General features: G+C 70.2%; 14 protein-coding genes. 4 read left to right on the forward strand and 10 right to left on the reverse strand.

The genetic code is table 11. The features are described from left to right. Positions 1-293 precede the first annotated feature (293 nt). The 4 genes from AB0917_RS17790 to AB0917_RS17805 all read right to left on the reverse strand — a co-directional run bounded on the left by AB0917_RS17790 (position 294) and on the right by AB0917_RS17805 (position 4,504). Complete coding sequence (locus AB0917_RS17790; RefSeq protein ID WP_366820477.1) at positions 294-1,394, reverse strand: radical SAM protein; 1,101 nt, start codon at positions 1,392-1,394, stop codon at positions 294-296. Between the two features lie 62 nt (positions 1,395-1,456). Continuing rightward, positions 1,457-2,311, reverse strand: a complete 855-nt coding sequence (locus AB0917_RS17795; protein WP_366820478.1) for a carbohydrate ABC transporter permease — start codon at positions 2,309-2,311, stop codon at positions 1,457-1,459. Further along, entirely contained in the window at positions 2,308-3,222 is a 915-nt protein-coding gene (locus tag AB0917_RS17800; RefSeq protein ID WP_366820479.1) for a sugar ABC transporter permease, read from the reverse strand. Before AB0917_RS17800 ends, AB0917_RS17795 begins: the two co-directional genes overlap by 4 nt. Next, complete coding sequence (locus AB0917_RS17805) at positions 3,212-4,504, reverse strand: extracellular solute-binding protein (RefSeq protein WP_366820480.1); 1,293 nt, start codon at positions 4,502-4,504, stop codon at positions 3,212-3,214. The genes AB0917_RS17800 and AB0917_RS17805 overlap by 11 nt, the downstream gene beginning before the upstream one ends. Before the next feature lie 310 nt (positions 4,505-4,814). On the opposite strand from AB0917_RS17805, the gene AB0917_RS17810 reads away from it, so the two are divergent. Both AB0917_RS17810 and AB0917_RS17815 read left to right on the forward strand, forming a co-directional pair. After that, positions 4,815-5,978: a serine/threonine protein kinase gene (locus AB0917_RS17810; RefSeq protein ID WP_366820482.1), complete on the forward strand. Its 1,164-nt coding sequence runs from the start codon at positions 4,815-4,817 to the stop codon at positions 5,976-5,978. Positions 5,979-5,994: 16 nt separating this feature from the next. Next, positions 5,995-6,741 carry an HAD family hydrolase gene (locus AB0917_RS17815; RefSeq protein WP_366820515.1) on the forward strand — a complete coding sequence of 249 codons (747 nt, stop codon included), beginning with the start codon at positions 5,995-5,997 and terminating at the stop codon, positions 6,739-6,741. Here the strand turns inward: AB0917_RS17815 and AB0917_RS17820 are convergent. Next, entirely contained in the window at positions 6,689-8,158 is a 1,470-nt protein-coding gene (locus AB0917_RS17820) for a N,N-dimethylformamidase beta subunit family domain-containing protein (protein WP_366820484.1), read from the reverse strand. The two genes, AB0917_RS17815 and AB0917_RS17820, sit on opposite strands and share 53 nt — an antisense overlap. Positions 8,159-8,325: 167 nt before the next feature. Here AB0917_RS17820 and AB0917_RS17825 point away from each other — a divergent pair, with 167 nt between their 5' ends. Together AB0917_RS17825 and AB0917_RS17830 are read left to right on the forward strand one after the other, a co-directional pair. Further along, entirely contained in the window at positions 8,326-9,183 is an 858-nt protein-coding gene (locus tag AB0917_RS17825) for a class I SAM-dependent methyltransferase (RefSeq protein ID WP_366820485.1), read from the forward strand. Between the two features lie 16 nt (positions 9,184-9,199). Further along, complete coding sequence (locus AB0917_RS17830) at positions 9,200-9,949, forward strand: GNAT family N-acetyltransferase (RefSeq protein ID WP_366820486.1); 750 nt, start codon at positions 9,200-9,202, stop codon at positions 9,947-9,949. Here the strand turns inward: AB0917_RS17830 and AB0917_RS17835 are convergent. From AB0917_RS17835 to AB0917_RS17855, 5 genes are all read right to left on the reverse strand, one after another. Further along, positions 9,934-11,052: a hypothetical protein gene (locus tag AB0917_RS17835; RefSeq protein ID WP_366820488.1), complete on the reverse strand. Its 1,119-nt coding sequence runs from the start codon at positions 11,050-11,052 to the stop codon at positions 9,934-9,936. The genes AB0917_RS17830 and AB0917_RS17835 overlap by 16 nt on opposite strands. A 90-nt stretch (positions 11,053-11,142) precedes the next feature. After that, entirely contained in the window at positions 11,143-11,400 is a 258-nt protein-coding gene (locus tag AB0917_RS17840; protein WP_366820489.1) for a hypothetical protein, read from the reverse strand. A 345-nt stretch (positions 11,401-11,745) separates the two neighbouring features. Next, on the reverse strand, positions 11,746-13,098 hold the full coding sequence (locus tag AB0917_RS17845) for a hypothetical protein (protein ID WP_366820490.1): 1,353 nt from the start codon (positions 13,096-13,098) through the stop codon (positions 11,746-11,748). After that, entirely contained in the window at positions 13,095-15,083 is a 1,989-nt protein-coding gene (locus AB0917_RS17850) for a hypothetical protein (RefSeq protein WP_366820491.1), read from the reverse strand. Before AB0917_RS17850 ends, AB0917_RS17845 begins: the two co-directional genes overlap by 4 nt. Continuing rightward, positions 15,080-15,871, reverse strand: coding sequence for a toll/interleukin-1 receptor domain-containing protein (locus AB0917_RS17855; protein ID WP_366820492.1), 792 nt, complete (start codon positions 15,869-15,871; stop codon positions 15,080-15,082). Before AB0917_RS17855 ends, AB0917_RS17850 begins: the two co-directional genes overlap by 4 nt. Positions 15,872-16,173 lie beyond the last annotated feature (302 nt).

Raw genomic sequence — 16,173 nt, forward strand, 5'->3', positions numbered from 1 at the left:
GGGGGGGTCGTGGGCGGGCCGGGGCCCCCCCCCCCGGTCGCCCCGGCGCCGGGCGCGGCCCCCCCCCCCCCCCCCACCCCCCCCCCCCCCCCCCCCCCCCCCCCGCCGGGTGGAGCGGGCTGCTGATCCGCTGCCGTCGGCGTCCGTAGCCGGCCTGGCAGAGGGAAGGGGGCAGGAGGCGGCCTCGTCGTAGACCGCTCGGCGGCATCCGGCGCTTCCCGGTTCTCCGTACAGGGGAAGGGAAGTGCCGGAGGCCGTCGTCCACCCGCGGTCGGACGTGAGCTGCCGGGGCGTCAGATGAACGGGTCGAAGTCCTGTGCGAGCGGTAGTTCACCGGTCTCATGGCGGCCGATACGCTCCAGCTCCAGGTTGGAGTGGTGCCGCGCGCAGTGGAACCGGCAGTCCCGGCTCGGATCGACGATGCCGCGGTCCGAGTCCTGCCAGATGTCGGTGAGGTCGTCGGTGACGGCGTCGCCGATCTTCGCCAGCGGGTTGCCCCGGTGGTAGGAGCACACGTACACCCCGGATGGAGTGATGAGGGTGCGGAGTTCGGCGATCCGGCAGCGGTGGTAGTCCTTGGGCTGGACGGCGCCGACACGGGTGCGCAGGGAGGTGAGGGTGGAGGAGTTGACGAGCTGGAACCGGTCGCTCTCCAGGCGCGCGGCATCGGCGAGCTGGCGGTCGACGGATTCCAGCATCTCTTCGGGCACATGCACGATGTGGTGCTCGTCGTCGAACATGGCCTTCGTCTCGAAGTAGTCGCAGCCGATGTCGTGGGCGAGTTCGGCCGCGCGCAACACCTCGTGGTGGTTGGTGACCGTCCGGCCGTCGGGCTCCCTGCGTGACATCACGAGGAAGGAGTAGCCGAGGGCGCCCTTCTTCTCCGCGGCGAGCAGCCGCATGTTGTCGATCACCTTGTCGAAGACGCTGCGGCCCTTGCGGTCGGGGCGGAACAGGCCGTAGGTCTCGGCGGTGCCGGCGTCCATGGAGACGCGGACCCAAGTGGCGTACCGGGCGAGCTCTGCGAGGTTCTGCCTGATCATGGTGCCGTTGGTGACGACGCCGACGGCTAAGCCCGCCTCGCCGAGGATGCGTAACACCTTGCGGGTGCCCCTGTGGGCGAGGGGCTCCCCGCCGCCGATGAGGACCACGGCCCGCACGGACAGGGCGACGAGTTCCTCGGCGAGCGCGGCGAGTCGTTCGGGGGTGAACCGGCCCTGGTTGAGGAGTTTTCCGCTGATGCACTCGGGGCACGCGAGGTCGCAGAACGTGGTCGGGTCGAGGTCCACGACGAGCGGGGCGTGGGAGGGAGTCCCGGAAGCGGCCTGCAGGACCCGAGGCCAGCCCGAAGGCTGGTACAGCTTGGCGACGAGGTCGAGGCGGTCGTGCGTCACGGTGTTTGTCCTCCACGTGGGTAGGGGTGTCGCCGGTGGGCCGTCCTGGTCGGGGCAAGGGCTCAGCCCTTGACCGCTCCGCTGGCCAGTCCCGCGGCGATCTTGCGCTGGAGCACCAGGAAGAAGACCACGACCGGCAGGGCGGTGAGCGTGGCTCCGGCCATCAGCCCGCCGTAGTCGGTGCCGAAACTGGTCTGGAAGGAGACCAGCCAGATACTGAGGGTCTGCTTCTCGGGCGTGGACAGCAGGACGTAGACGAGGACGTACTCGTTCCACGCCTGCACCATCGCGAAGACCGAGGTGGCGACCAGGCCGGGGGCGAGCAGCGGCAGGACGACGCGGACGAACGCGCCGAGCCGGCCGCAGCCGTCGACCATGGCCGCCTCCTCGAGCTCCACCGGGATGGCGGCGACGAAGCCGCGCAGCATCCACACCGTGAACGGCAAGGTGAAGACGAGGTAGGTGAGGATGACGCCGGCGAGGCTGTCGGTGAGATGTACTTCGTTCAGCAGCAGGTAGATGGGGATGATGAGGGCTGCGAGCGGGATCATCTGGACGGTGAGGATCGCCACGACGAACGCCTTGCGGCCGACGAAGCGGAATCGGGCGAGGGCGAACGCGGCGAGGGTGCCGACCAGCAGGGAGGCGAGGACCGTGCCGATTCCGATCACGACGCTGGAGCGGACGTTGGCCCAGAAGTGGTCCGTGCGCATCGCTCGTGCGAAGTTGTCGAGTGTGGCGTGGCCGGGCCAGAACTCCGGTGGCAGGCTGAGGATCTCGGTCGCGGGCCGGAATGCGGTGAGGACCATCCAGTACACGGGGAAGCCGATGACGGCGGCCACGAGGAGGCAGAGAGCGTCGTAGCGGCGCCGGGACGGCTGCCCCGGGCGCCCCTTGTGCCGGGGCCCTGATCTCATTCGGCTTCTCCCATCCGCAGCATCTGCCGCAGGTAGACCACGGCCCCGGCGAGCAGCAGGACGACGGTGACCACGGCGATGGCGGCGCCGGCGCTGTAGCGGTTGACGGCGAACGACTCGATGAAGGAATACACGCCGAGCAGGTAGTACTCGCGTTCGGGCTGGCCCCCGCGCATCAGCCACACCTGGTTGAAGACCCCGAAGTTCCAAATAGCCATCAGAGTGGTGATCACCACGAACACCGGCTTGATGGCCGGGAAGGTGACGTACCGGAAGACCTGGAACGGCCGGGCGCCGTCGATGACGGCGGCCTCCTCCAGTTCCGGCCGGATCTGCGCGAGCCCCGCTCGCAGGGTGATCGCCGCGAACGGCAGTGCACCCCAGACGACGACCGAGACGATCACCGCGAAGCCCTGCCACGGGTCGGTGAACCAGTTGTGCTGGGCGAGATCGACTCCGGGGAGCTGAGACAGCAGCCAGTTGATCACGCCGTAGTCCGCGTCGAAGAGCCAGCGGAAGACGGCCGCCGCCACCATCACCGGCATCGCCCACACGGCGATGAGCACCGCGGTCAGCACCGCTCGCGCCCATGCCGACGCCCGCCGCATCAGCAGGGCGGCGCACAGGCCGAGCACCATGGTCAGGATCACACACACCACGGCGAACAGCACGGTGCGGGCCACCACCGTCCAGAAGAACCCGTCGCCGAGGATCGTCCGGAACTGCTCCAGCCCGGCCCAGGGCGGCGCCGCGCCGCTGAACAGCTCCTTGCGGGTCATGTCCTGGAACGCCAGGGTCACCATGTCGGCCAACGGGTAGCCGAGGACCACGAGGAGTGCCAGCACGGTCGGCGCGATCAGCAGGTACGGCAGCAGAGGGCGCAGCCGGCGCCGGGTTGGGTCAGCGCTCATTGATCACAGCGTCGATCCTGCGGTCCGCCTCCCGTGCGGCGTCCTGGACGGACGCCTTGCCTGTGGCGATGCGCTCCAGCATCTCGGGCAGGATGTTGGACTTCTCCACCGCGGTCCAGCCCGGCGCGAGCGGGGTGACCCAGCCGCGGGTGGCGGCCTGGGCCGCCGGACCGTTGACGCCGCCGGCGGCGACGTCGGCGAGCTGGACGGTGTTGTTGGGCAGGGTGTTGGCGGCGATCAGCTGCTGCTGCGACTTCTGATCGGTGAAGATCCGGATCCAGTCCGCGGCGAGGTCCTTGTTCGCCGACTTGGCGGGCACAGCCAGCGTCGAACCGCCGAGGAACGGAGGAAGCACTTCCCCGGACGGGCCGGGGAAGGCGAAGGTCGCGAACTTCCCCTTCAGCTTCGGGTCTCCGCCGGAAAGGGGGTCGGCGGCGGCCTGCGCCTCCCAGGTGTTTCCGTAGAACACGCCGACCTTGCCCTGCCCGACGACGGCCGGCTGGTCACCGTTGTCCTTGGCCCGGTCACCCACGTAGTAGTCGTCCAGAAGCTTCTTCCAGTTCGTCAGCCCGGCTACCGACTTCGGCGATGAGAGGTCGCCGTGCCAGCGGCCGTCCTCCTCGACCGCCATCTCGCCACCGGTGTCCTTGACGAAGGCCATGGCGGCATACCAGTAGCGGCCGGGCATGTAGAACGCGGAGAACCGAGGGTCCGTGGAACCGAACTCCTCCTTCAGCCGGTCCAGGGCGGAGGTCAGTTCGGGATAGGTGCGCGGAGCCTGGGTGATACCCGCCTGCCGGAAGTAGTCGGTGCGGTAGACACCGATCCGCGCGCCCGCGTAGTACGGCACACAGTAGGTCCGGCCGTCGTGGCGGCAGGCGTCGGCGAGCGCCGGCAGCCACTGCCCGGAATGATCGAAACTCTCCGGGTCCAGCGGTGAGAAGGCGTCGTTGACGATGTAGTTGGTGGTCTCGCTGTTGCCCATCTCCACCACGTCGGGCGCGTTCTGCCCGGCGAGGACCGCGTCGAGCTTCTGGTTCTTCGTCGTCCACTGCTGATACTGGACGTCGACCTTCACCCCCGGGTGCTCCTTCGCGAACCGGCTGTTGGCGGAGGCGACCAGTTGCGGCCAGCTCTCCTTGGCGTCCACCGCAAGCCAGACCGTCAGGTCGCCCCCGTTCCCTCCCCCTTCGCCGGAGCCGCCGGATCCTCCGGCGCCGCACCCCACCGCCAGCAGGAGGGCTCCCAGGGTCAGGGACCGGCCGAGCATGCGCAATGCCATCGGAATCCTCCGTGCGGGTACGTCCGGGCGTATCGGGTCGGCGACCGCACTCTCCCTACCCAGCTGATCGCGCCGCCGCGCGACACAAGGGCACTTCGGCCGGAAGACAGCGGTCAGCACCCCACCACGCGTAACCGCCCGAACCTCTGTGCTGCGAGAACACCGCCGCCCCGAGAACGGGTACGGCGGGCTCCGGCCACCCTGACGCGAACGCGACGGTCAGCGACGGAGTGACTCTTGACGGCGACGGTGCGGTGGCACAGGTTTGCCCTCGGCGGTACTCCGTGACTTCCGACGGAAGGGTTTGTACGTGACCGAGCAGACGACGACTGGATCCGGCATCCCAGCCCGCCCTGTGCGGGTCAACTCATGGAACGGCTGGGACCCGCTGCGGCATGTGATCGTCGGCCGCGCGGAGGGCACCGTGGTGCAGGCCCCGGAACACGCGGTGCGCCGGGACTACCCCGATGACGGCTTCCCGCTGGGTACGCACGGCCCGATGCCCGCCGACATGGTGGCGGAGGCCGAGCAGCAGCTCGACGACTTCGCCGCCATGCTGCGGGGGCGCGGCGTCCGCGTGGACCGTCCCACACTCGTCGACTTCACCCAGCAGGTGGGCACGCCGGAGTGGACACACGCATCGATGTTCGGCTGCATGCCGCCCCGGGACCTGCTCCTCACGGTCGGCAACGAGGTCCTGGAAGCGACCATGTCGTACCGCAGCCGCTGGTTCGAGTACCTGTGCTACCGGCCGGTGCTCCAGGAGCTCTTCGACGCCGACGACCGGATGCGCTGGGAGGCCGCCCCCAAACCGCGCCTCACCGACGCCTCCTACAAGACCGGGTTCTGGGACACGTACAACACCCTGCCGACCGACGTGCAACTGGCCCGGGTCCGCGACTACGACCTGGTCCTCACCGAGGCCGAGCCGCTCTTCGACGCCGCCGACGTGGCACGGTTCGGCAAGGACCTGTTCGTGCAGCTGTCGTTCGTGACCAACAGGAGCGGCTACGACTGGCTGCGGCGGCACTTCCCCGACCACCGGGTGCACGCGGTGACCTCGACCAACACCCACCCGCTGCACATCGACGCGACCTGGGTACCGCTGCGCCCCGGTCTCGTGCTGCACTGCGGGGAACGGCTCGCCGACGCCGAGCTGATGGAGTTCTTCAAGCTCAACGACTGGGAGATCGTCGAGGCCGTGCAGCCGGCCAGCTGGGACCACCCGCCGAAACTGTCCTTCAGCAGTCCGTGGCTCGCCGGGAACATGCTGAACCTCGACGAGAACACCCTGTGCATCGAGGAGAAGGAGGTACGGCTCTCGGAGCAGCTGTCGGCGTACGGGTTCGAGATCGTGCCGGTGCCGTTCCGGGCGGTCGGACCGTTCGGCGGCGGGCTGCACTGCGCGACCGTGGACATCGAGCGGGACGGCGCGCTCCAGGACTACTTCCCCCGCCGGTACGGGCGTTTCTAGGAGCGGACCGTTGCTGGTGGACGGGATCGGCGCGGTCGTCTTCGACTTCTACGGCACACTCGTCCGGATGGTGGAGCCGCTGCCCGCCGACCACCGTGGCGTCTTCGCCCGCCGGGGCCTGGCGGCCCAGGGTGAACTCTGGGGCGACCAGTGGTCGGTGGGCCCCGGCGAGGGCGAGGAGCACGCCGCGCACTCGGCCGACGAGGCCGCGTACACGGCGTGGGAACGGGGTCGGCTCCGGCGCCGGGCGCGGGACTGCGGGGTACCGGAGGAGGCACTCGACGAACTGGTGGACGAGCTGGACCGGGCGATGAAGGCCATCCGGCTGGAACTCTTCCCGGATGTGTCCGATGTCCTCGCGGCCCTGCGGAACCGGGGACTCCTCGTCGGGGTGTGCTCCAACTGGTTCTGGAACCTGGAGGAGTGTGTCGAGGAGGCGGGGCTCAGCGGGATGGTGGACGTGGTGGTGGGATCCGCCCGAGCGGGCGCACGCAAGCCGCACCCACTCATCTACCGTGAACTGCTGTCCCGGTGCGCGCTCCCGCCCCAGCAGGTGCTTTTCGTCGGGGACATGTGGGTGCCTGACGTGCTCGGTCCCCTCGGAGCGGGGATGCGGGCCGTCCACGTGTACCGCCCCGACCGGGCAGTGGAAGGCACCGCGCCGCCCCTGCCCGCCGGAGCGGCGCGGATCACTGGTCTGAGGGGCCTGCTCACCGAGGTGATGGGGCCCGGTGACGGAGGTGGTCCAGGAGGTTGCGGGTGACCCGGACAACGGCCGGGTCCTGCTCGTGCCCGCAGACCACAGGCCAGTCCGTGGTGCCGGCCGTGAAGACCGTGCCACCGGCTGTGTAGAGGCCCATGGTGGCGGCACGGGGACTGCTGATGGTCGGCTCGCGCGCGGGCCCGTTCCAGTGGCCCCACTTGAAGTGGTGGAAATCCTCGTGCACCGGTTCGAGGACGTGGATCCCGAGAATGAGGAATGAATCCGGAGTTCCGTCCTCCCCGGTGGCGCGGGCGACTCCGTCGGCGTCGTATGCGAAAGCGGCACCGTCGCATTCGTATCCGATGAGGGGTGTTCCGGCACCCAGCCGGTCCGGCACACCTCCTCCCGATCCGTCGCGCAGCCCCGTCCCCTCGTAGATCCAGTGGTCGGCGTGCTGCACGGTGTATCCGACCTGGGGCCGGTCTCCGGGCCATTCGGTGGCGGGCCACATTCCCCCGTTGCGGAAACTCACCCCGGTGAGCGAGTTCTCCGGTTTGCCGACGCCGTCGGGTGCGGGTGCCCACCACTGGTCCGTCGCGGGAAGGTGCGGGTATTCCTCGCCGACGTGGTGATCGGTGTCGGAGACGAAAGCGGAATTGTTGTCCGTCGGATGGACCCGCCACCAGCAGGCGTTGGCGCTGAGAAAGGCGATGTTTCCGCCGCCGCGAACGAATTCCTCCGCCTGCGCGCGCATCGCCTCGCTCCAGTACTCGTCGTGGCCTACGCTCAGCAGCAGGTCGTACGGGGCCAGCAGGCCGGGGTCCTCGTGCAGGTCGAGGTCCGTGCAGAACTCGACCGGGTAGCCGTGGCGTTCCAGCCAGGCGACGAAGGGCGCGTCCCAGTACGCGAGGTCGATGACACCACCCGGACGGTGGAAACTCACCTTGTGGCCGCGAGGCTCACCGGCCCCGCCCGCGCGGTGGACGGGGTGGTCGTACAGGCTCGCACCCTGGCGCGTTCCGGGCCGGGCGGCGCCGTTGTAGGCGTGCCGGGTGAAGGTGGACTTCTTGTAGAGGATGCGGGAGCGGCTGCCGGGGACGTGTGGGCGGACGACGAAGAACTCCCGTGCTTGCCCTTCGAGACGCGCCATGTCCAGCAGCGGCGGGTCGACGGCCCGGCCTGGCCCGCATTCAACGAATTCGACGACATGGATTCCAGGCTGCCACCCCTCCGGAACGATGAAGCTGAGAGGCGGCCAACCCCAGTCTTCGGCGGGCGAGGCCAGGCCGGGTAATCCATCGGGGTGGGGAGGAGCGGCGTGCAGCGCGCCAGGATACTCGCCGGATTCACCGACCGGAACGAGTTCCTGGCCGAGCCGGTAGAAACGGAGCCGGAAACGGGAAGAATCGGTAGAGATATGAACCGTGATTTCGCTGCCGCCGGTGATGCTTTCACGGCCAAGATATCCTTCAATCATGGGGTTCATGTTAGGCAGGCGCAGGGTGGCGGCAACAGTGTGGTCAACCGGCCATTCGAACCATGTTTTCGGACACGCTGGATGACTCCTGAATCCCCTTTGAGTCTCCTGGGTACTACGAAATCCGGCAGGAGACGAAATCGTCCTCAGATCGGTAAGGGGCTCGCATGAGTAGTGAATTCCGGGTACGGGAGCTGGTGCTGGGCATCGAGGGGCTCGCGCTGCTGCGTCACGCGGTGGACGGCGACGACGCCTTCCTCGGGGAGCGGGTGGCGGAGATCCGCCGCTTCGCCGCCGAGGAGCCCGGTGTGGAGAAGCTGCTGCCGGACGGTGGGGCAGCCGTCAGCGAACTCGACGCCACGGCCGGGTACGCGGCCTGGTCGACGGTGTACGACTCACTGCCCAGCTCCTACATCGAAGTGGAGGAGCCGATTGTCGCTTCGATTCTGGACGGCGTCGCTCCGGGCTCGGTGCTGGACGCGGCCTGCGGCACCGGAAGGCACGCCCGGGTGCTCGCCGGTCGGGGGCACCGGGTCATAGGTGTCGACCAGTCACCCGAGATGCTGGTCAAGGCCCGGGTGAACGCTCCGGAGGCGGAGTTCCGGGTCGGGAGCCTGGAAGCGCTGCCCCTCGCTGACGACTCCGTCGACCTCGCGGTCTGTGCACTCGCCATGACTCACCTGCCCGAACTCGCCCCGGGCGTGCTGGAACTCGCCCGAGTGGTACGGCCGGGCGGGCGGATCGTCGTCACCGACATGCATCCGTTCGTGATCGCCCTCCAGGGACAGTGCCTCTTCGTGGCCGGCTCCGAGGAGCTGGCGTTCGTCCGCAACCACGTCCACCTGCCGGGCCGCTATCTGGAGGCGTTCGGGCAGGCGGGGCTGCGCGTGCGAGCCTGCCACGAACCGCTCTTCAACGGACGGCTCGCACCGGGCGGATACGAGGAGTACATCGCGGACGCGGCCCGCGCCGCCTGGCACGGACTGCCCATCGTCATCGTCTGGGACCTTGAAGTCCTCGCCTAGGAAGGAACCGGACCCGATGGCCCTGACGCTGGTCCGCCACACCCAACGACCCGAGCTGTGGGACCGCATTCCGGACCGGTTCGCCGGAGTGGTACCCGAGTACAACCTGCACGGCGACATCAACGGGGACTATTGGAACCGTCTGTTCGAGGACTTCCCGGATTTCCAGTTCCTCCTGTACGACGACGAGCACGACGTGATAGTCGGCGCGGGCCGCTCGCTGCCCCGCAGCTGGGACGGTACGGTCGAGGATCTCGGCCCGGGTCTGGACGACTCGATCGCGCGGGCCTTCGCCGAGCGGGACGCCGGACGCACCACCGAGGCGCTGTGCGCACTGGGCATCGAGGTCGCTGAGGACCATCAGGGCAGGGGCCTGTCCAAGGTCCTGCTCGACGCGATGACCGAGACGGCCCGGCGCGCCGGTCTCACCACCGTCCTGGTACCCGTAAGACCCACCTGGAAGGACCGGTACCCGCTCACGTCGATCGAAAGGTACGCGGCGTGGGCCCGTGAGGACGGATCCCCGTTCGATCCGTGGATCCGCATGCAGGTGGGCGCGGGCGGCACGGTCGCGGCGGCATCCGGGCGCTCCTCGCGGATCACCGGAACGGTGGCCGAGTGGGAAGGCTGGACGGGCATGGTCTTCCCGGAGGACGGGGACTACGTCTTCCCCGGTGGACTCGCACCGCTCCGCGTCGACCGGCAACGGGACCTGGGCGCGTACTGGGAACCCGGGGTGTGGATCACCCATCAGGTCTCTCCCTGAAGCAGTGTCCGCCCGGCCCGGACGGCACTCTGCGCCAGAGCCGCCATCGCTCGGACCTCCTCCGGCCCCGCCTCGGGACGGCGCTCGGGCGGGAGCCCGGCGGGTCCGGCGGTCGCGATGGCCGAGCGCCGCATTCTGCTGACGGCGGCGTCGGGCACATCGCCCGGGGCGGGCCCGACGGTCCGTGCCGCTCGGGCCGCCTGCCGCCCGAGCAGCAGGCAGTGCGTCCACAGCTCCTCGGCGAAGGACCGGCCGAAGGTACCCGCCACCTGAGCGGCGAGGTCCTCATGCAGGTGGGCCTTCCGAACAGCGTGAATGCCTTCCTCCGTGAGACCGGTGGCGGGCAGGGCCTCGCGCCAGCGGTGATGGCCGCGACCGCCGTCGGCGTCCCGCTCCTGGCCGGGCAGCCGGATGTACCCCTCTCCGTACCGCATGTAGGGGATCCAGCCGGGTTCCTCCAGAACCCGTCCGTGGGCAAGGAGGGGGCCGGCGTCGGCCGCGGAGGTGGGACAGGCCGCACGGCGGATTCCCTGTGCCGCGTGCCCGTTGATACTGCTGGTCCCGATGTGCTCGACGATGTTCGGGACGGCCAGCAGGCCCATCCTGCCGCGTTCCCGGAAGAAGACGGAGAGCAGTTCGTCGTCGTGCCGTTCGGTGCTGCCTTCCGCGAATGTCCGGAAGGCAGCAGCCGTCGAGGCCGGCAGACAGACGGCGAGGGATGGAGTGAATTCGTCGGGGACGGCCCGCACCCAGGAGGCGCCCGCGATGGCGGCGAGGCGGGCGGCACCACCGTTGCGGGCGTGCCAGTTGGTGTAGAAGACCAGCGCCTCGTCAGGGAACCGGGAAGCGGCCTCGCCGACGATCTCCAGAAGCTCGGCGGGGCCTTCGACGTCGTCCTGGACGACGAGGTGGTGACTCGTACCAGGGGCCACTGCCGACCAGGCGACCAGAGCGGTGCGCAGGGCGGAGGGCGGGCCCTGCGGATCGGGGTCGAGCGCCAGGCCGTTGAGCCCCAGCCGGCTCGCCAGGTCCTGTGCCTGAACGAGGCGGACGGGATGGGTCATGACGGCCGAACTCACCTGAGTCCTGGTCACCTGGGTCACGATGCGCTCCTCGGCAAGGGGTCGCGGGTCGCGGGCCATGCTCGCAGAGAACGGCCGGACGAGGCCCCGCATACGGGGAGTTCGGCCGGATCAGAGGCGGTAGCGACTGCCCCAGTGGGACCGGGCGAGGGGCTCACGGTCGGTGGAGAAGCGTACGGCGCGATGATGCCCGGGGCCGGACGCGTCGCCGCCAGGTGAGTCCGGGGGCGGACGACGAAGGAGAAGGACTGCGGCGACGAGCCAGCACAGGCCGATGACGGCGTCGGCGTACAGGGCGGCGGCCAACGGCACTCGAGGGAAGCCGTGTACGGCGGTCACCGCGAAGATCGAGATAGCGGTGCCGGCCACGAAGAGCAGGTATCGCAGAGTTCGCCGCACCGTGAACGCCTCTCGTCCGCCGTGTCACCTCCGAGAAGTGAACGGCAGATCACCGTGCGTTGTAACGGCCCGAACCAGCCACACCTTAGGTATGTTCGCGCCGGTGCGCGGCGTCGCCGGGAGAGGCGAACAGCGCGTCCGCCTGGATTCAGGTGCCGTGGAGCGGTGTCCGACGCGGGTGACCCACACGATCAGCGGGGAGGGCGGGGGCTCGGTCGGCTCCGTACCAAGACGCCGGACAGCGGCGTGACCGCGAGATCACGCCGCGTCCTGTTGAGGCCGCAGGGGCCCCCGGAGTACGGAACGCCTACCGGATCAGCTCCCGTTCCCGTCGTGCTCGTGCTCGTGCTCGGTCTCGACGCGTGGGCGGGGTGCGGTGGGGCGGGGTGGGTTCTGCGAGGGGTCCCACCAGTGGTTCGGCGGTGCCGTGGTGCCCTCGTTCGTCTCGTACGGGCCTTGGCTCCGCTCGCCCGCGCCGCCTTCCCCCGCCTCAGGTGCGAACGTGGCCGAGTCGCTGGACGGCGGTCCCTCGGGGGCCGGGGAGCGCGGCGACCAGGGCCCCGCGTCGCCCTCCTCGTCCGGAGGGCCGTCCTCCGTCCCCTCGTCCCCGCCCTCGTCCGGCTCCGGGAGCAGGGCCCGCCTGATCTCCTCGGCGGCCTCGTCCAGCCCGGTGGCCTCCAGGCTCCGCGCCACACGGAGTACGAGGACCGTGTACTCGTCCATGTCCGGCTTCAGGTCCATCGCCGTCAGCAGCAGGTGCAGCCGGTCCGGAACCGTCACTTCCTCCTCGTGCTCGAACAGCCCTCCTCCCCGGCCGTGTCCGTCCCACAGAGGGCCGCCGCCGACGGTGGCTTCGCTCCGCGCGTCCACGGGTGGGACGAGCAGGTGGCGGAAGAGTTCGGGCACCTCCTCGTCGTTGGCCGCCGAGGCGATCTGGGCGAGCGGGCCGATCATGTCGACGGCCTTCTCGATCTCGTCCTCGTGACGGGCCAGCCACCACACCACCGCGCTGCCTGGGCTCTTGAGCACGTCGTCACCGAGGTAGTGCCGCTTGTTGCGCTCGTGCTGCCGCTCGTACTCCCAGATCTCCTCGTCCTTGCGCAGGTCGTTCAACTTCCGCAGGCGTTCGCGGTCGGCCGGGGCGAGGGTGAGCGTCACATCGGCCGCCTGGGCCTTCACCCGTCCGCTGCGGTCGGGGAGCGGGACACCCAGCTCCCCCTCCAGGAGGTACCGCGCGAAGTTCGCCCGGCCGGGCTCCTCGTGGCGGACGATCTCCAGGGCCCGGCTGACGACCGAGGAGATGGCGAGCGCCGGGGAGGCACCGTCGAACGGGTCGTCATGGCCGGGGGCCGGCCACCACCACACGGTGGCGGAGAAGAGGAAGTCGTAACCGTCCGTCGCGCTCGGCAGCGCCGCGTCGACCACCCGTGTCTCCTGGTACGGGGGCTGCGCCGGGGCGGCGGGCGGCTCGGGTTCCTCCGGCTCGTACGGATCGGCCGGCGCCCGGCCACCGCTGAGGACCGTCATCACGAGCAGCAGGGAGCCCGAGACCGTGACCATGGACATGAAGCCCCACAGCCACGCCGACCAGTGCAGGACGTTCCCGAGCACAGCCGGTGTGAGGCCGCAGACAGCGACGAACAGCAGGCTGGGAAGGCGGTGTCTCATCGTGCCTCTTCCGTGGTCCGTGGTCCGGCGCCCGCACGTTCGGTGTCTCCCGTGCGGGTGTACTGCGCTTGGTCGATGTGGTGCCAGAACAGGGCGGCGACGGCCGCCCGGGAGGAACGGCGTGCGGTGCCCGCCCAGGCGCCGGCGATGACGTAGAGGCGGTGCAGAGCGGTCGGGCCGCCGTGCGCCGCCCCGACCATCACGCCCAGCGCCAGCTCCCGCGTGCTGTCACCCGCCACGGCGTTCAGCCAGCTGCTCACCAGCGGGTTCCAGCGTTCCGTCGGCGGCTGGGAGAAGACCGTCTCCCAGCCCAGGAACAGGTCCGGCCACGGCGGCGGCTCCGGCGCCCGGTCGCTCCTCAACAGCTCTTCGAGCAGCCGCAGATGAGGCTCCGCCCCATGCGTATCCCGACGGATCCGGTGCCGCAGGCGGTCGATCAGCAGCCGGTAGAGCCGACGGTCACGGCCGGCCAGGTCGAGAAGTGCCTCCCGGGCCTTGCTCGCCGCCTCCCCCTCCCGTACGGCGAGATAGTGGAGTCGTACCAGCGCCTGATCCGGGTGGGTCGCGCCGAGGCTCTGGAAGCAGGCGGCGGTCAGGACGCGGACCAGACCGTCGGACAAGGGGCCGGACCTCACGCAGTCGTACGTCCGCCTGCGGAACCACGCCCCCAACCTCTCGTGGCTGAAACCGAGTTCGAGGGCCGCCAGCGCTCGTGGGTCGCAGGATGCCCCGTTCGCGCTGTCCGCCCAGCGGACCACGAGGTCGAAGAGATGGTCGGGCCGCCCGACGGCCAGTGACCGTTCGCCGAAGCGGACGACGACGTTCACCCGGTCGTCGGTGGTCAGGCCGCCGAGCCCGGCGGCATGGCCGATCCAGTCCCTGAGGTCGTCGCGTGTGCCGGGGAAGTTGGCCCAGAAGTACGTCCGTACCGCGTCGGCGTAGGCCAGCCGCTCGAAGCGGAGCCGTCCGTCCGGGTCCCGCTCGATCCCGAGCGCCGCCAGTCGCTCTCCGAAATCCTTCCGCGCGAGCTCGGTCGTCGCCTCTTCCTCGTGCCCCACCGTCCTCATCAAGCCGTGCCACGCCTCGTAGACGGTGTCGGCGTCGGTCTCCTCGAACACCGCCGTCGCGAGCAGCAGGGCCCGCTCAGGTGTGGTGGCGGCCGCGCCCACCTGCCGGCCCACCTCCTCGGCCCGGTCGGTCACCGCGTGCATCGCCTGGTCGAGCCACCCCGCGAAGTCGGAGCCGAACCGGCCGCCGGCGCGAGCGGCCCCTACCAGCCCTGCCAGCCGCGCCAGTTCCCGCATGGGGGAGCGGTCGCACAGGCGCTGGAGGCCGGCGCTGCGCAGGTCCGCGGGGCGGAAGGGCATCCGGTCCATGCGGAGGTACCGGGTGACGACGGCCACGCCCCGGGGGCGCCCCAGCGTCACCGTGTGCGGTTCGAGGTCCGGCATGTGGGCGTGGTGCATGTCCGAGGGCAGGACGGCGACCATGTGGGCCCCCGCCGCCTGGACCTGTGACCGGCACAGGGCCAGGCGGTGCTGGGCCTTGGCGTACGCCTCCTCGTCGACGATCCCGGAGAGGTCGAGGAGGAAGCGGTCCCCCTCACCGGGGGCGAAGGGGCCGCCGTCGTCCTTGTCCAGGACGGGAAGCTCCTCGAACCGGGCCCCCTCCTCTTCGGCGCCCCCGTCCTCACCGAGCTGATGCAGCAGCATGATCGCCGCCGCGCGGCGGCCGCTGCCGGGCCGGGCCTCCAGCAGCACCACCGATCCGGGTTTCTCCAGACGGTCGGCGGCGACGCGGAATCCGGGCGGCGAAACGAACCGGTCGGCCAGGCGCTCCCGGTCCTCCCGGATGATCCGGAGCGACACGACACCTTTACGGGCCATCCAGTCCGGGCCGGCGCCGTAGAAGACGTTCTGCGGCCCCGACCCGTTGTTCACCGGGCCACGCGGCTCGTTGACGGTGACACGTTCCTGTTCGGTCATCGTTCGTCGTCCGAGCGCCGGCGCTCGCGCTCGAAGCGCTGGTGGACCGTACCGCTGTTGTCGCCCGCGGTGAACTGGACCCCGGTGTTGTCACCCTGGAAGTGAGGCGCGTTGTACTGGGGCCCCTTTCCTGTGTTCACGGGCCCCTGCGGCTCGTTGACGAAGGTGCCGAGGTCTCCGTTGAGGTTCCCGATGCCGCCCCGCACGCGCTGCTCGACGTCGCGGGCCCGCATCCTGGTGTGCCCGGAGTCCTGGGACGACTTCTTGCGGGACTTCGCCTCCGCCCGCTCCCGCGCCGCTCGGGTGTCACGGTCCTCCGCGCCCAGTTCGGGTAACAGCCTGGCGAGGGCGTCGCCGAGTGCCGTCAGATCCGATCCGGCGTTGCGGTGGTCGAACCGCCTGTACTGGCAGTCCGCCAGCTCCCGCAGGTCCTCCGGGAGGACGGCGGGGTCGATCCGCGGGGCCTTCCCGACGAGTACGGGGATCACCAGGATCCCGCGGTCGAGCGCGGTCCGGATCTCGCGACGGGTCCAGTCCTGCTCGGATGCGAGGGCGGGGCGGCCGTCGGCCCCCCGCACCTCCGCCCAGCGCGGGCCGATCACGGCGAGGAGCGCCTCGCACTCCTCCACCCCCTTGACCAGCTCCGCCGGGAAGCGGTGACCGGGTTGGATCGAGTTGCTGTCGAGGAAGACCCGCTCGCGACCGAACCGCCGGGCCAGTTCCCGGTCGATCATGGTCGCTGCGGTTTCCTCGTCGCCTGTGCGGTAGTTGACGAAGATGTCGTGCATGAAAGTTCCCTTCGGGAGAGGAATACGGAGGGCGGCGGTGAGCGGGCACCGGCCAGAAGGCCGCGGCCCGCTCGGGCCGTGAAGTCCCTACCGAGTGACGGCATGACGCGTCCACGGGAGGGCGTAGGAAGGTGCACAGCTCGGCGTGTCACCGGTCGCGGGCAGCCCGAGAAGCCGGAGGGGCTGTGCGACGGGTCGGGCGGGGATCAGAGGGACCCGCCCTGGACGGTGGGGTCCGGAGGATCGCAGGGACCGTGTGGTCCGGCGATCCGGATGGCTCGAGCCGGTGCCGTTGTGGGGCC

The sequence above is a fragment of the Streptomyces sp. NPDC007346 genome (genome assembly GCF_040703535.1).
In the GTDB taxonomy this organism is placed as follows: Bacteria; Actinomycetota; Actinomycetes; order Streptomycetales; family Streptomycetaceae; genus Streptomyces.

What these genes read in the sequence shown, in the direction of transcription:
- AB0917_RS17795 (WP_366820478.1), bottom strand. Translation starts at nt 2,311, where the DNA reads ATGAGATCAGGGCCCCGGCACAAGGGGCGCCCGGGGCAGCCGTCCCGG.
- AB0917_RS17800 (WP_366820479.1), bottom strand. Translation starts at nt 3,222, where the DNA reads ATGAGCGCTGACCCAACCCGGCGCCGGCTGCGCCCTCTGCTGCCGTAC.
- AB0917_RS17805 (WP_366820480.1), bottom strand. Translation starts at nt 4,504, where the DNA reads ATGGCATTGCGCATGCTCGGCCGGTCCCTGACCCTGGGAGCCCTCCTG.
- AB0917_RS17820 (WP_366820484.1), bottom strand. Translation starts at nt 8,158, where the DNA reads ATGATTGAAGGATATCTTGGCCGTGAAAGCATCACCGGCGGCAGCGAA.
- AB0917_RS17825 (WP_366820485.1), top strand. Translation starts at nt 8,326, where the DNA reads ATGAGTAGTGAATTCCGGGTACGGGAGCTGGTGCTGGGCATCGAGGGG.
- AB0917_RS17830 (WP_366820486.1), top strand. Translation starts at nt 9,200, where the DNA reads ATGGCCCTGACGCTGGTCCGCCACACCCAACGACCCGAGCTGTGGGAC.
- AB0917_RS17845 (WP_366820490.1), bottom strand. Translation starts at nt 13,098, where the DNA reads ATGAGACACCGCCTTCCCAGCCTGCTGTTCGTCGCTGTCTGCGGCCTC.
- AB0917_RS17850 (WP_366820491.1), bottom strand. Translation starts at nt 15,083, where the DNA reads ATGACCGAACAGGAACGTGTCACCGTCAACGAGCCGCGTGGCCCGGTG.
- AB0917_RS17855 (WP_366820492.1), bottom strand. Translation starts at nt 15,871, where the DNA reads ATGCACGACATCTTCGTCAACTACCGCACAGGCGACGAGGAAACCGCA.